The organism is Leifsonia sp. McL0618 (genome assembly GCF_049994905.1).
GTDB lineage: Bacteria > Actinomycetota > Actinomycetes > Actinomycetales > Microbacteriaceae > Diaminobutyricibacter.
The window spans coordinates 3731947-3746485 of sequence record NZ_CP188258.1 but is presented as its reverse complement, the minus strand read 5'-3'; the positions used below and the strand labels follow the sequence as shown (position 1 = coordinate 3746485).

The following is a 14539-nucleotide window of genomic DNA, read 5'->3' as shown; positions in this document are numbered from 1 at the left end:
GGCCCCTTCCCAGCTCATTTCGGGAAGGGGCCTTTCGCGTGTGTGAACCGGGTCAGCGGTGGTCGATCACCCACTGCACGTACGCTGCCGTGTGTGCCGCAACGTGGCCGTCGTTCGCCCCGCCCCCGACATACTCGATCCAGTCGCCGTCGACCAGGACGTCGACGGCGTACAGGTTGTAGTAGCCGCCGATCTTGTGGCCCATTCCGGACAACTGCTGCGAGCCGGATGTCAAAGGGACCAGATCGGTGACGATGTTCGCCGAGGCGAGCGTGTCAGACAACTGATCGAAGAGCGCACTGGAGTTCGGGAGCACCGACAAGACTCCGAGATCGCCGCCCGTGCCGTCCGTTGGCTGGTACTGGCAGAGCGTCATGCCGTGTGAGGGTTCGACATTGCTGAACAGAGCTCCGGCTTCGAGGCGGAACTGTTCCTCGACTCCCCTCGACTCTGCCCCCGGGATGCCGAAGCTCGCCGCGAGGGCAGAGGTATAGGCGTCTGAAACACAGTCGAGAGGAGCCGAGGTGACCGGCGTGCGATCCGCAGCCCCATGCGCGTCGAAGGCTTCGACCCTGGGAATCAGACCTTGAACGAACGCGTGGAACGAGCTCTGCGAGGCGGGCGACATCCCTTGGCCGACCGCGGTGACCGCCAGCCAGGTGGAACCGACCAGAACATTCGTCTTGCACTGATCCCTGACGCAGTCTCCGCCGCGGGACTCGTACGGTCCGTAGGGTGCACCGATGTCCGACTCGTTCCGGTAGGCGTAGGTCTTTGCGGTCTGGTTCCACACGGCTGCGGCATCAGGGAGTACCTGAATAGTCAGGGTGGAATGAGAACCGTCCGTCGGGTTATCGGCACCCGGGGTTCCCCACTCGCAGGTCGAACCTCCCGCGAATTCGAGCGAGAAGGGCGATCGGCCCGACGTTCCCCCTTGGATGACATCGGCGAGATAGGGGTCGAGGGCCACGGCATCGGTCTCGATGAGGGCGCCGACCCGTGTGGGAGTCGACAGCTCGTCGCACGGTATCCCGATCGGTGCGACGGGCCTGACGGTCTGCGTCGGTTTCGGAGTCGGCGTTGGCGTGGGCGTCGGTGTCTGCGTCGGAGTCTCGGTGACCGGCGCGGGAGCGGGTGCCGAGAACGGCGGCAACCCGGTGATCGCCCAAGCGGCGCCACCACCTGCGAGAAGGAGAGCGCCCGCGGTGAGTACCGTGATCAACGCGACGCGTTTCGCTCGTGGGGGCGTCGTGTTCTCCGCGGCGACCTTCATCAGCATGGTCTTCATCGCTGCGCTGCGTGCAGCATCGAATGTCGGCTGGCCGTCCATCATGCACCTCCCAGCGCGTTCCCGGAGGCCGCGGCCTCCGGCATGTTTTCGGCGAGTCTTCGTTTCGCCCTGGACAACCGCGACTTCACCGTGCCGGCCGGTACGCCCAGCACGACGGCCGCCTGCGCGTTGGTCAGTCCCTCGATCACGCACAGGGTCACGACCGCCTGGTCGCTCGCATTGAGCCGGGCGAACCCCGCGCGCGCGGCCGTCTCCTGTTCGGAGCGATCCAGGCGATCGTCGACGTCGGGGGCGAAGTCGGGTTCCGGCGATGGCGCCGGAATCGACGCCATCGCCAGGTGGTGGCGCCGCATTGCGCGTGCCGCGTTCCTGGCCACATAGTTCGTGGTGACCAGGAGCCACGGGAGGATCGAACCGTCTACCTCGTGCACAGACTCCCTGCGTCGCCATGCTTCCAGGAAGACCAGCGCCGTGACGTCTTCTGCGTCGTGCCGCGACCGCATGAGCCGTAGAGCCTGACCGAAGACCCGGTCACGGTGTGTTTCGAAGAGCGCGCCGAACGCCGCCGTGTCGCCGCCGATGGCTCTGTGCCATAGCGACGCCCCCTCATCTATCGCGATCCCCATGTCCACTTATGTCCGCAGCCCCCGAAACGGTTCCATCGCCGAGCATCGTCGGCGGGCGACGTGCTGCGGCTCAGCGGTCGGTCGGGTCGATGGCGGCCGCGGCTTCGAGTGCCTCGAGGGCGGCGCGGATGCTCTCCTGCTCCGCCGGGGTGCGTTCGGCGAGCAGCGCCACGACCGTTCGCGCCCGGTCCGACCTGGCACGCAGGAGAAGCTCGACCCCCTCATCCGTCGCCGCGACGAACACCGAGCGCCGGTCATCCGTGTCGGGTTGCCGTTCGACGAGGCCGCGAGCCTCGAGGTCGGCGACGACGCGGGTGATGGTCGGGGCCGCGACGACCTCGATGGCCGCGAGCTCGCTCGGCCGCAGAGGTCCTTTGCGCACGATGCTCGACAGGGCCGAGAGCTGGCCGTGGCTGAGGCCGCCCGTGGAGGAGCGCATGCGGCGGTTGAGGCGCCCGATGGCGAGCGCGAGGCGTCCGGCGAAGTCGTCGTCGCCCTCGGCCGCAAGGTTCGCTAGCGGCCGCGCCACGGATGGCGCCTCCGCGTCAGCGTGCTGAACGTTCCTGCCGTCCGTCATCGCGACCGTCTCCCTGCACTACTACGCCCTGCTCGCACTCGGTTCTTCGACTCTCTGCTCGACGACCTTCTCCTCATGAACATACTTGGCCCCGCCGAGGAACGACGCGATCGCCGCGATGACGGACATCGCTGCCGCCGCGACGAACACGACGACGAGGCCGTCGTGGAAGGGGCCGGAGATGAGCTGGGGGAAGAACTCGTGGCCGGTGAGCGCCTGCACGTTCGCGGGTGAGAGCTTGTCGAGCACACCGGTCGGCTGGAGGATGCTCTGGATCGGGTTGTAGCCGAGGAACGCGGCGAACAGGCTCCCGACGGGCGGGGTCTGACCGACGGCTGTCGCCACCGGGCCAGGAACTCCGTGTGCCGTGAGGCCGTTCGTGAGGGCGGAGGGCAGCGACGCCGCGAGACCGGCGATCATGAGCGAGAAGAAGATGCCGATCGACAGCGAGCTTCCGGCGTTCAGTGCGGCGCCGGCCATCCCGGACGCGGAGCCGCGCTCGGATGCGGGGACGCTGTTCATGATCGATGTGCGGTTCGGTGCGCTGAACAGGCCTGACCCGATGCCGTTCAGGCCGGTGATGAGCGCGAACTGCCAGTATTCGAAGTTCACCGGGATGAGCAGCAGCATGATGAAGGTCGCCGCGACCAGCAGCAGGCCGACGGTCGCGAACACGCGGGCACCGAACCGGTCGGAGAGTGCGCCGGAGACCGGGCCTGCGATCAGGAACCCGATCGTGATCGGCAGCAGGTAGATGCCAGCCCAGAGCGGGGTGTCCTGGTAGGAGAAACCGTGCAGGGGCAGCCAGATGCCCTGAAGCCAGATGATCAGCATGAACTGCAGGCCGCCTCGGCCGATCGCGGCGAGAAGACCGGCGAAGATTCCGCTGGAGAATGTCCGGATGCGGAACAGCCGCATGTTGAACATCGGCGAGGGCACGCGCAGCTCGAGATAGACGAAGAAGACGAGCAGGATGATGCCGCCGATGATCGATCCGAGCACCCACGGGTTGCCCCAGCCGGTGGAGCTGTCGCCGTATGGCTGGATGCCGTAGGTGATGCCCGTGAGGAGTGCGACGAGCCCGATGCCGAAGGTGGCGTTGCCCAGCCAGTCGATGCGGCCGGGGTTGCGGGTGCCGACCTCGTGCAGCGACTTGTACGACCAGATCGTGCCGATGATGCCGATGGGCACACTCACGAAGAACACGGCCTGCCAGTCCCAGGCGGCGAGGAGGCCGCCGACGATGAGGCCGATGAAGCTTCCGGCGATCGCGGCGACCTGGTTGAGGCCCAGGGCGAAGCCGCGCTTGTTGGCCGGGAACGCATCCGTCAGGATCGCTGTCGAGTTCGCGAACAGCATCGCGCCGCCGACGCCCTGCACGAAGCGCCAGACGATCAACCACAGGGCACCCGGTCCCCCGCTGAACGGCACGAGCCAGAGCGCGATGGCCGCGACCGTGAAGATCGCGAAGCCGAGGTTGTAGATGCGCACACGACCGTACTGGTCGCCGAGACGCCCGAACGTGACGACGAGCACCGCGGTGACGAGCATGTAGCCCATGAGCATCCACAGCAGGTAGCTCACATTGCCCGGCTGGAGCGGGTTGAGGCCGATCCCCTTGAAGATCGCGGGAAGCGAGATCAGCACGATCGATGCGTTCACCGTCGCCATCAGCATTCCGAGGGTGGTGTTGCTGAGGGCGACCCAGCGGTAGTGGGGATGGTCTTTGTTGAAAATGCCGGTACGGGCTGCCACGAAAATGCTCCGAGTTCACACGAGTCACGAATGTAGTTGCTGTATGTGAACTAACTATATTCGCACGAGCGGATTCTGCGCTCGCGAATTCGCCCTGGCCCGTCGACCAGAATGGGAATGTGGATGAAGTGCAGATCTATCAATCGGCCGACGGGGCCGTCACGCTCGACGTGAAGGCACATCGCGAACGCTGAACGCGAGGAACTGGACGGCACCCGAACTCGTGCAAAATTTGCACAAGCTCAAACCGAGGGTGGTCGCTCCGTCGAACGCTAGCTGAGACGACGGGTCTCGTGCGGCCGACGGGTCGCGGATGCCCCGTCAGGCCGCTGCGAGCATCCCTGTCGCCGCCAGGGCCAGGACGAGCCCGATCCACTGGATCGGTGCGATCCGTTCTTTCAACACGATCGCCGCGAGGATGATCGTGCCGGCAGGATACAGCGCGGTGAGAACGGACATCACGCTGAGGTTGCCGATCCGCAGGCCGACGAGCAGAAGGATGTTGGCGCAGGCGTCGACGGCACCGCCTGCGATCGCGAGGGGGAGACCAGGACGCCATCCGGCGGCTCGTGGCGCTCCGGTCGCATCCGCCAGCCGTCGGCGGCGTCGCGAGGCGAGCCAGATCACACCCACCGTCGCGAACATGATCGTCGCGTTCACCGCACGGTTCAGCACGAGCGGGGCGAGGCCCGAGTCGTCGGGGGTCTGATCGAGAAGGATGAGGAAGACGCCGATGAAAGCGCCGGCACCGACACCCATCACGAGCCCCCGCGGCCGGGGCCGCACCGCGCCCCGCTCCGGGATGAATCCGACGAGCACGACCGCGACGAGCGCCAGACCGAGGCCGACCCAGCCGAGCGGCGCAAATCGTTCGCCGTGCAGCACGCCCCAGGTGAGCGGGACGACCGCCGAGACGACCGCTGTGAGCGGCGAGAGGATGCTCATGGGCCCGATGGCGAGGGATGCGTAGAGCAGGGAGAGAGCGACGGCGCCGGCCACGCCCGAGAGAGCTCCCCAGAGAACAGCGGATGGGCTCCAGTGCGCGCCGAAGACGGCAAGCAGCACAAGCAGAACGACGAGACCAGAGAGTGCGGAGAGCCCGGCCGCCCGCACGGCACTGATGCGCTTGGCCGCGAGCCCACCGAGGAAGTCGGCTGAGCCGTAGACCAGCGCTCCGAGGAGACCGAGAACGGGGGTGAGCATCGCGGCGAGCTTATCGTGGACCTCCGACGATGGGCGGCCGCGCCGGTCATCCACAGATCGCCGGATCGGTCTGCGGGCGTCGGATGCTCCGGTTACGATCGAGCAATGAGCTGGAACGCCGAACTGCCGTGGCAACCCGACGACAGGGACGCCCCGCCGGAGTTCGAGCCGCCCTTCGATCCGACGTACGAGCCCGACTTCGACCCGGGCTACGAGCCGGCCTCCGAACCGCCGTCGGGGCCGGGTGGCAGCTTCACGGGAACCCCTGCGCGGGTCACACCGCCGCGGGCACGGGCGACGCCTCCCCAGTACGCCACGGCGGGTGAGGCGCTTCACACGGTCTTCGGCTACGAGACCTTCCGCGGGCAGCAGGCGGAGATCATCGGGCAGCTGATCGGCGGCGGCGACGCCGTCGTGCTGATGCCGACCGGCGGCGGCAAGAGCCTCTGCTACCAGATTCCCTCGCTGGTGCGCGAAGGCACCGGAGTCGTCGTCTCCCCCCTGATCGCGCTCATGCAAGACCAGGTCGACGCGCTCCTCGCCAACGGTGTACGCGCGGCGTTCCTCAACTCGACCCAGGATGCGACCGAGCGCTCGCGAGTGGAGCGCGCCTACATCGCCGGCGAACTCGACATCCTCTACGTCGCGCCGGAACGGCTGTCGTCCGAGTCGACCAAGCGCTTCCTCGACCGGGGAACGATCGCGCTCTTCGCCATCGACGAAGCGCACTGCGTATCGCAATGGGGTCACGACTTCCGCCCCGACTACCTTGCGCTCTCCGAACTCGCCGAGCGGTGGCCGGACGTTCCACGCATCGCCCTGACCGCGACGGCGACCGAGGCGACCCACCGCGAGATCACCTCTCGGCTGGGCCTCGAGAATGCAGCCCAGTTCGTCGCCGACTTCGACCGGCCGAACATCCAGTACCGCATCGTGCCGAAGGCTGAAGTGCGCAATCAGCTCCTCGACTTCATCACGACCGAATACCCGAACGATGCGGGAATCGTCTACGGGCTCTCGCGCAACACGGTCGAGCGCACCGCAGAGTTCCTGGCCGCCCGCGGCCTCAAGGCGCTGCCCTACCACGCGGGGCTCGACGCGGCGACGAGGGCGGCGACGCAGTCGCGCTTCCTTCGCGAAGACGGCGTGATCGTCGTCGCGACCATCGCCTTCGGCATGGGCATCGACAAGCCCGATGTGCGTTTCGTCGCGCATATTGACCTGCCCAAGTCCGTCGAGGGCTACTACCAGGAGACGGGCCGCGCCGGTCGCGACGGCCTGCCGTCGACCGCCTGGCTCGCCTACGGCCTGAACGACGTCGTGCAGCAGCGTCGCATGATCGACGACTCGCCCGGCGACCTTGCGCACCGTCGCAAGCTCACCGCACACCTCGACGCGATGCTCGGCCTCTGCGAGACCGTGCAGTGCCGCCGGGTCAACCTGCTCGGCTACTTCGGGCAGCGCTCCGAGCCGTGCGGCAACTGCGACACCTGTCTTACGCCGCCCGAGAGCTGGGACGGAACGGTTGCAGCGCAGAAACTGCTCTCAACGGTCGTGCGCCTGCAGCGTGAGCGCAACCAGCGGTACGGCGCCGGCCACCTCATCGACATCGTTCGCGGCAAGCAGACCCCGCGTGTGACGCAGTTCTCCCACGACACCCTGGCGACCTGGGGCATCGGTGCCGACCTGAGCGAAAGCCAGTGGCGTGGCGTCGCGCGCCAGCTCCTCGCGCAGGAACTGCTCCAGACGCAAGGCGAGTACGGCACGCTGGCGCTCACCCAGGGTGGGGCCGAAGTGCTGAGCGGCGAGCGAACCGTGATCCTCCGACTCGAACCCGAGCGGCCGGAACGCGCATCCCGAAGCGTGCGCAAAGCGACGTCGTCCGCCGAACTCGCCGCGAACGACGTCGACCTGTTCGAAGCACTGCGGGCGTGGCGCGCCGAGCAGGCCCGCACCCAGTCGGTTCCCGCCTACATCGTCTTCGGCGACGCCACCCTGCGCGCGGTCGCAACCGAGAAGCCGTCGACCCTCGACGACCTCGATGGCATCACCGGCATCGGCGCGAAGAAACGCGAAGCCTACGGCGAGGCACTCCTCGAAGTCGTCGCGGGTCGGTCCTGACGCGAAACCACCCGGCAGGCGTCTTCAGGACACGATGACCTGACTGAGATGCCCGCTCAGCTGCTCGGCGACATCCACCGCGGCGGGGTCGTAAAGCCACTGCAGCTGCAGGCCGTCCCAGAGGGCCAGGAGCCACGTGGCCTCGAACGCGGGGTCCGCGCCCGGCCGCAGCCGGCCATCCGCCGCAAGCGCAGCGAACATCGCGGTGAAATACAGACGGCCCACGCGAAACCGCTCAGCGAAGAACGCGTGACCGGGATGCTCAGGGCTGGCCGACTCGGAGGCCAGAACGGAATACAGCTCGACCAGGCCGGGCTCCCGCGAATTCTGGCGGGCGCCGTCGGCCAGCCCGGTCGCGAGATCGAGGGGAGCGACGCCGGGAGAAGGAACACCGGCCGGCGCCCGTTCGTCGCGACGACGGAGCACCGCGATGAGCAGGCTGTCCTTCGACCCGAAATGATGCAGCAACGTCGCCTTCGAAATGCCCACGCCACCGGCGATCTCCTGCAGGCTGGTGCCACGGAAGCCGCCGGCGGCGAAAAGCTTGATGGCCTCGTCGACGATCTCGTCGCGTCGCGCACGCCCGACCGCGTACCCGCGGGTCGCATCGCCGTCGCCTCCATGGCCCGGGTCCGCCGCGCCGCCCGCAGCGCTCGCGTGCGCCAGACCATCGAAGACGGGTGACGACGCGCCGGTGAGCCACGCCAGGTGGCCACGGAGCAGGCCGGGGACATCGATGACCGGGTCGTACAGCGACTGCAGCTGCAGCCCATCCCATGCGGCCGCGAGGCGAACGGCCTCGTCGTGCGGCGCGATCCGCGCAGTGACGAGCCCGGCATCCACCGCGCGCCGGAACTGTTCCGCCGTCAGCGCCCGCAACATCTCGTACCGGCGCGCGAAGCGTTCGTGGGCCGGATGCGTCGGGCTGGTCGCCTCGCCGGCGAGCGTGGTGAAGAGCTCGACATATCCGGGGACCGTCGCGTTGTGCTCCGCCAACTCAACGAAGGCGAGGGTGCCCCGATCGCCGACGATGCCCGATTCGGCGACCCACGCGTTGTTCGCACTCTCGTGCCGCTCGAGCAGCGCGAGCAGCACCTCGTCGGTGGACGCGAAGTGCCGGAGAAGCCCCGGATGCGACATGCCGGCACGATCGGCGAGCTCGCGGAGCGAGACCCCGGCGAATCCCGTCTCGATGGCGAGCTCATTCGCGGCGTCGAGGATCGCCTCGCGACGCGCGACCCCGTTGGCGTAGCGGCGCGGCGACGGCACAGCAGCTTGCCGTGAGTCCACTGTGACTCCTCTCCACGTTATTGATCAAATGTTACCACTCGGTTGGTTTGTGGCGTAGGCTACCGGCGGGCCGACGCAGGCTCCTCGGGAAAGGAACCCTCTTCATGACAGAGTCGTCACTCACGATCACCACCGACGATGCAGCCGCGGCAAACCCGCCCGCCGTCGACCCCACCTTCCGCGACGCGTCCCTTCCGGTCGAGCAGCGCGTCGAGAACCTCCTCGGCCAGATGACGCTCGAAGAGAAGGCCGGCTTGTTCTTCCAGACGATGATCACCATCGGCGAAGACGGTGCACTGTCCGAAGGTGACGCCACGTTCGGCATCGCGCCGACCAGCGACATGGTCGAGGGCCGCCACATGACCCACTTCAACGTCTTCGGCGCCGCAACCAGCGCAACCCAGATGGCGGAATGGCACAACCGCCTGCAGGAGCTCGCCGCCGCGACGCGCCTCGGCATCCCCGTCACCCTCTCCACCGACCCGCGCCACTCGTTCAGCGAGAACCCGGGCGCCGCGATGCTCGCCGGTCCCTTCTCGCAGTGGCCGGAGACGCTCGGCCTCGGCGCGATCGGCGACGAGCAGCTCGTCGAGCGCTTCGGTGACATCGCGCGGCAGGAGTACACCGCCGTCGGCCTTCGCGTCGCGCTCCACCCACAGATCGACCTCGCCACCGAGTCGCGCTGGGCGCGCCAGGTGGCGACATTCGGTGAGGATGCTGAACTCACCTCGAAGCTCGGCGCCGCCTACATCCGCGGTTTCCAGGGTTCCGAGCTCGGGCCCGACTCCGTCGCAACCATGTCGAAGCACTTTCCCGGCGGCGGCCCGCAGAAGGACGGCGAGGACCCGCACTTCGCCTATGGGCGTGAGCAGGTCTACCCCGGCGACAATTTCGAGTATCACCTGAAGCCGTTCGAGGCGGCGTTCGCGGCCGGCGGCAGCCAGATCATGCCGTACTACGGCATGCCGGTCGGCACCGAGTACGAAGAGGTCGGGTTCGGCTTCAACAAGTCGGTGATCACCGGGCTCCTGCGCGAGCGCTACCGGTTCGACGGCATCGTTTGCACCGACTGGGGCCTCCTCAGCGACGCCGACCTCATGGGCCAGTCGTTCCCCGCTCGCGCCTGGGGCGTGGAGCACCTGTCTGTCCGCGAGCGCATGCTGAAGGTCCTCGAGGCCGGTGCCGACCAGTTCGGCGGCGAGGCAATCCCCGATCTGCTCGTGGACCTGGTGCGCAGCGGCGAGGTCAGCGAAGAGCGCATCGACGAGTCGGCGCGGCGCCTGCTGCGTGAGAAGTTCGTGCTCGGACTCTTCGAACAGCCCTTCGTCGACGTCGAGCGTGCCGAGGCGATCGTCGGCAACGCCGAGTTCCGCGCGGCGGGCGAGGCGGCGCAGCGCGCAGCCATCACCCTGCTCACCAACAAGGTGCTCGCCGACTCCGAGGCTCCCGTGCTCCCGCTGTCGCGCGGCATCAAGGTCTACCTCGAGGGTGTCGATGCGGAGATCGCCGGCGCGTATGCGACCGTGGTCGCCACTCCCGACGAAGCCGACATCGCCATCGTGCGCATCGGGGCGCCGTTCGAGCAGCGCGCGACGTTCTTCGAGAACTTCTTCCACGCGGGTTCGCTCGACTTCACGCAGGAGAAGGTGCACGAGCTGCGTGCGCTCGCGGCGACCGTTCCGACGATCGTGGATGTCTTCCTCGACCGGCCGGCCATCCTGACGCCGCTCGTGAACGACGTCGCCGCAATCGTCGGAGACTTCGGCGCCAGCTCGGCGGCCGTGCTCGACGTGCTCTTCGGCGAGGCGTCGCCGCAGGGCTCGCTGCCGATGGAACTCCCGTCGTCGATGGATGCTGTGCGCGCCAGCCGCGAGGACGTTCCGTTCGACACGGCCGACCCGCTGTTCCCGTTCGGTCACGGCCTGCGCTACTGAGGGCCGTCGCCACCGGATGATGAATTCGAGTGGTGAGTTGTGCATCCACACGCCCGGCGTGTCGGGTGCCCGGCTCACCACTCCTTTCTATTTCGGAGGCTGCGGGTAGATCGTCTCGTGGCGGGCGAGCATCCCGACGAACTTCTCGATATTGCGGGCGCGTGTCTCGGGTCGCTTCGCGTTCATGGTGCGAAAGAGGATCGAGTAGCGGTTCTGGCTGTTCAGCGTGGTGAAGAACGCCGCCGCCTCGGGGTTCGCCGCGAGCGCGGCGGCGAGGTCGTCGGGGATGTCGGCCGTCGACTGGGGTGCGTACGCCGACTGCCAGCGCCCGTCGGCTTTCGCCCGCTCGACCTCCGCCAGCCCGGCCGGCTTCATCGCCCCTGCCGCGCTGAGTCGCGCGATATGGTCGCGATTGCGCTCGGACCAGATGCTCGTCTTCGTGCGCGGGGTGAACAGCTGGAGGAAGCGGCTGTCGTCGAGCGAGTTGCGGCGGCCGTCGATCCAGCCGTAACAGAGCGCGACATCCAGGTATTCGCCGTATGCCGCGGTGCCGCCCGCGCTTTTCTTCACGATGGCGAGACGAACGCCGTCGGTGTCGTCGTGGTGCGCGTCGAGCCAGTCCGCCCACTCGGCGACGGTGTCCACGTACAGGATCTCGCGCCCGTCGATGCTGCCCGATTCCATGCCGCCCCCTTGTGCCCGGTCTGGTCTGCGTGTACTCAGTGTGTCTTCATCCGAGTATTCCAGCGACCTCCGACGTGGCCGCGCGACGCCTCAGCCCGGAGCGGCCGGACCGTTGCCGGATCAGGGAATCTTTTGGTGTCAACGGGTGTTTATCCAATGATCGTGAATTGACTCGAACTCGAAGGAGGACGCGATGGCGAGAATGATCGAAGAGCTCGAGGACGAGACCGGTGCAATCATCAAGTACAAGAGGCACGCGAACGGCAGGGGACTGGTATCGCCTTCCGCGCGTGTGGCGGAGTCGGCGTTCATCGACGCCACCGCTTACGTTGAGGCTCACGCGCGCGTCGGGCTCGACAGCTGGGTCGGCGCGGGTAGCTGGATCGATAAGGGCGCAACCGTCGGCGACCGCACATTCGTCGGATCGAATGTGCACATCGGCGAAGGCTGCGTCGTCGGCAGCGCCGTACGCATCGGCAGCAACACCAAGCTCGGCTCGGATGTGATGGTCGGCAACGGTGTGCGGATCGACCGGGACCAGCAGGTCGCGGCCGGAACCGTGATCGAGCCGAAGGGCGGCGCGAAGAGCCGCGCCGCGCTAGCCGCGATGTCGCGTCCGTTGACGCAGCGCTCACAGCAGTCGCGCAGGGCGGCTTAGCCCCGCAGCGCGCTCGCAGGGGCGCACCCACTCGAAAGGTGCGAGAAGTGGTCTCCGGAACACCGGAAAGCCACTCCTCGCACCTTTCGTCGCATCCGGGTGCGACAGCTGCGGGAGACGCCGGTGTTGTGGAGTCAAGCCGACTTTCATGCGCTCGATCTGTGGCTTTCCACAGTGCCGCTCGGGAGCATCCACCCCGCTTTTGTAGGCCGTGCACCGACGACTTCGCGTTCGACGGAGCCCGACATACGGTGGATCGACGACTGCTCGAAACCGAAGAGGAACTCATGGTTGATACCGCCACGCGCACCAACGCCACGCCCGACGCCGGGATCGAACCCGCCGCGAGCACGACACCCGAACAGATCGGATCGGCCGCCCCGCGCATCGACGTCGAGAAACTCGGACGCCAGCTGCTCGGCACCTGGGCCGACGCGCGCCTCTCCTCGCGGGCGCTCTCGAGCCGGCCCGAGATGCAGAAGGTCGAAGGGCTCAGCCTCGAAGACCAGCGCGCCCGCGTGTTCGAGCAGCTGAAGCTCCTCGTCGAGAACGGTCAGGTGCACAAGGCGTTCCCGAAGAGCGTCGGCGGCCAGGAAGACAACGGCGGCAACATCGCGGGCTTCGAAGAGCTCGTCGCGGCAGACCCGTCGCTGCAGATCAAGTCGGGCGTGCAGTGGGGCCTGTTCGGGTCTGCGGTCATGCAGCTCGGCACGGAGTACCACCACAAGAAGTACCTCCCCGGCATCATGAGCCTCGAGGTGCCCGGCGCGTTCGCGATGACCGAGACCGGTCACGGGTCGGATGTGGCCAGTGTCGGCACGACCGCGACCTACGATCCGGAGACGCACGAGTTCGTCATCGACACTCCGTTCCGCGCCGCATGGAAGGACTACCTCGGCAACGCGGCGAAGGACGGCACGGCCGCCGTGGTGTTCGCCCAGCTGATCACCAAGGGGATGAGGCACGGCGTGCACGCGTTCTATGTGCCCATCCGTGACGCCGACGGCGCGTTCCTGCCCGGCATCGGCGGCGAAGACGACGGCCTCAAGGGCGGGCTCAACGGCATCGACAACGGCCGTCTCCACTTCACCGGGGTGCGCATCCCCCGCACCGACCTGCTCAACAAGTACGGCGATGTCGCAGAAGACGGCACGTACACCTCGCCGATCGACAGCCCAGGGCGCCGCTTCTTCACCATGCTCGGCACCCTCGTGCAGGGCCGCGTCTCCCTCGACGGGTCCGCGGTCGCCGCATCGAAGATCGGCCTCAAGATCGCGGTCACCTACGGCAGCCAGCGCCGCCAGTTCACGGCGGGCAGCGACACCGACGAAGAGGTCATCCTCGACTACCAGCGGCACCAGCGGCGGCTCTTTCCGCTGCTCGCGACGACCTATGCAGCGAGCTTCGCGCACGAGGTGTTCCTGCAGAAGTTCGACGACGTCTTCAGCGGACGCACCGACACGGATGCCGACCGCCAGGACCTCGAGACCATCGCGGCCGCGCTGAAACCGCTCTCCACCTGGCACGCACTCGACACGCTGCAGGAGTGTCGCGAGGCGTGCGGCGGCGCTGGCTTCCTGGTCGAGAACCGGCTGACGTCGCTGCGCGCCGACCTCGACGTCTACGTGACCTTCGAGGGCGACAACAACGTTCTGCTCCAGCTGGTGGCCAAGCGCCTCCTCACCGACTTCAGCCGCAAGTTCGCCAAGGCGGACGCGGGCGCACTCGCCCGCTACGTCGTCACGCAGGCGGCCGGCAAGGCGTACCACGGCACCGGCCTGCGCAGCGTGGCCCAGACCGTGAAAGACTTCGGTTCGACCGCGCGCTCGGTGAACTGGCTGCAGGAGCCGAGCACCCAGCGCGAGTTGCTCACCGACCGCGTGGCGACGATGGTCGCCGAGACCGCAGGCAGGCTCCGCAACGCGGACAAGCTGTCGAAGAAGGCCGCGGCCGACCTCTTCAATGGGCAGCAGAACGAGCTGATCGAAGCGGCTCGCGCGCACGCCGAACTCCTCCAGTGGGAGGCGTTCACGGATGCGCTCGAGAAGGCTCCCGACTCCGGAACGCGACAGGTGCTCACCTGGCTGCGCGACCTGTTCGGGTTCGGGCTCATCGAGAAGCACCTGGCCTGGTACGTCATCCACGGACGCCTGTCACCGCAGCGCGCCCAGGCAGTGACGGCGTACATCGACCGGCTGATCGCGCGCATCCGCCCGCACGCCGTCGACCTCGTCGACGCTTTCGGCTACGGACCTGAGCTGGTGCGCGCGAAGATCGCGACCGGCGTCGAAGCCGAGCGCCAGGACGAGGCCCGCGCGTACTACGCCGACCTGCGTGCCTCGGGCGACGCCCCCGTCGAGGAGAAGTCGCTCAAGACGAAGAAGCGGTAGGCAGCGGGGC

General features: G+C 67.7%; 11 protein-coding genes. 4 read left to right on the top strand and 7 right to left on the bottom strand.

The genetic code is table 11. The annotated features are described in order from the left end of the window. Positions 1 to 52: 52 nt before the first annotated feature. The 5 genes from ACPPVQ_RS18030 to ACPPVQ_RS18010 all read right to left on the bottom strand — a co-directional run bounded on the left by ACPPVQ_RS18030 (position 53) and on the right by ACPPVQ_RS18010 (position 5452). Positions 53 to 1333: a hypothetical protein gene (locus ACPPVQ_RS18030; RefSeq protein ID WP_426516500.1), complete on the bottom strand. Its 1281-nt coding sequence runs from the start codon at positions 1331 to 1333 to the stop codon at positions 53 to 55. Next, positions 1330 to 1917 (bottom strand): RNA polymerase sigma factor, encoded by a 588-nt coding sequence (locus tag ACPPVQ_RS18025; protein WP_426516499.1) that lies wholly within the window; start codon positions 1915 to 1917, stop codon positions 1330 to 1332. Before ACPPVQ_RS18025 ends, ACPPVQ_RS18030 begins: the two co-directional genes overlap by 4 nt. Before the next feature lie 70 nt (positions 1918 to 1987). Beyond that, on the bottom strand, positions 1988 to 2494 hold the full coding sequence (locus tag ACPPVQ_RS18020; RefSeq protein ID WP_426516498.1) for a MarR family winged helix-turn-helix transcriptional regulator: 507 nt from the start codon (positions 2492 to 2494) through the stop codon (positions 1988 to 1990). Between the two features lie 21 nt (positions 2495 to 2515). Beyond that, the gene (locus ACPPVQ_RS18015) at positions 2516 to 4249 is read right to left on the bottom strand and encodes an MFS transporter (protein ID WP_426516497.1); all 1734 of its coding nucleotides are present in this window, start codon (positions 4247 to 4249) and stop codon (positions 2516 to 2518) included. 321 nt (positions 4250 to 4570) lie between these two features. Beyond that, positions 4571 to 5452: an EamA family transporter gene (locus tag ACPPVQ_RS18010; protein WP_426516496.1), complete on the bottom strand. Its 882-nt coding sequence runs from the start codon at positions 5450 to 5452 to the stop codon at positions 4571 to 4573. A 105-nt stretch (positions 5453 to 5557) separates the two neighbouring features. Here ACPPVQ_RS18010 and recQ point away from each other — a divergent pair, with 105 nt between their 5' ends. Next, positions 5558 to 7573 (top strand): DNA helicase RecQ, encoded by a 2016-nt coding sequence (gene recQ, locus ACPPVQ_RS18005; protein WP_426516495.1) that lies wholly within the window; start codon positions 5558 to 5560, stop codon positions 7571 to 7573. A 24-nt stretch (positions 7574 to 7597) separates the two neighbouring features. Here the strand turns inward: recQ and ACPPVQ_RS18000 are convergent, their stop codons facing one another. Further along, entirely contained in the window at positions 7598 to 8863 is a 1266-nt protein-coding gene (locus ACPPVQ_RS18000) for a TetR/AcrR family transcriptional regulator (protein WP_426516494.1), read from the bottom strand. 104 nt (positions 8864 to 8967) lie between these two features. Here ACPPVQ_RS18000 and ACPPVQ_RS17995 point away from each other — a divergent pair, with 104 nt between their 5' ends. Next, complete coding sequence (locus tag ACPPVQ_RS17995) at positions 8968 to 10797, top strand: glycoside hydrolase family 3 protein (protein WP_426516493.1); 1830 nt, start codon at positions 8968 to 8970, stop codon at positions 10795 to 10797. Between the two features lie 87 nt (positions 10798 to 10884). Here ACPPVQ_RS17995 and ACPPVQ_RS17990 read toward each other — a convergent pair whose 3' ends face one another. Next, positions 10885 to 11481, bottom strand: coding sequence for a YdeI/OmpD-associated family protein (locus tag ACPPVQ_RS17990; protein ID WP_426516492.1), 597 nt, complete (start codon positions 11479 to 11481; stop codon positions 10885 to 10887). A 193-nt stretch (positions 11482 to 11674) separates the two neighbouring features. Here ACPPVQ_RS17990 and ACPPVQ_RS17985 point away from each other — a divergent pair, with 193 nt between their 5' ends. Beyond that, a complete protein-coding gene (locus ACPPVQ_RS17985; RefSeq protein WP_426516491.1) occupies positions 11675 to 12139 on the top strand; it encodes a DapH/DapD/GlmU-related protein in 465 nt (154 codons plus the stop codon). A gap of 287 nt (positions 12140 to 12426) precedes the next feature. Further along, a complete protein-coding gene (locus tag ACPPVQ_RS17980) occupies positions 12427 to 14529 on the top strand; it encodes an acyl-CoA dehydrogenase family protein (protein ID WP_426516490.1) in 2103 nt (700 codons plus the stop codon). Positions 14530 to 14539 lie beyond the last annotated feature (10 nt).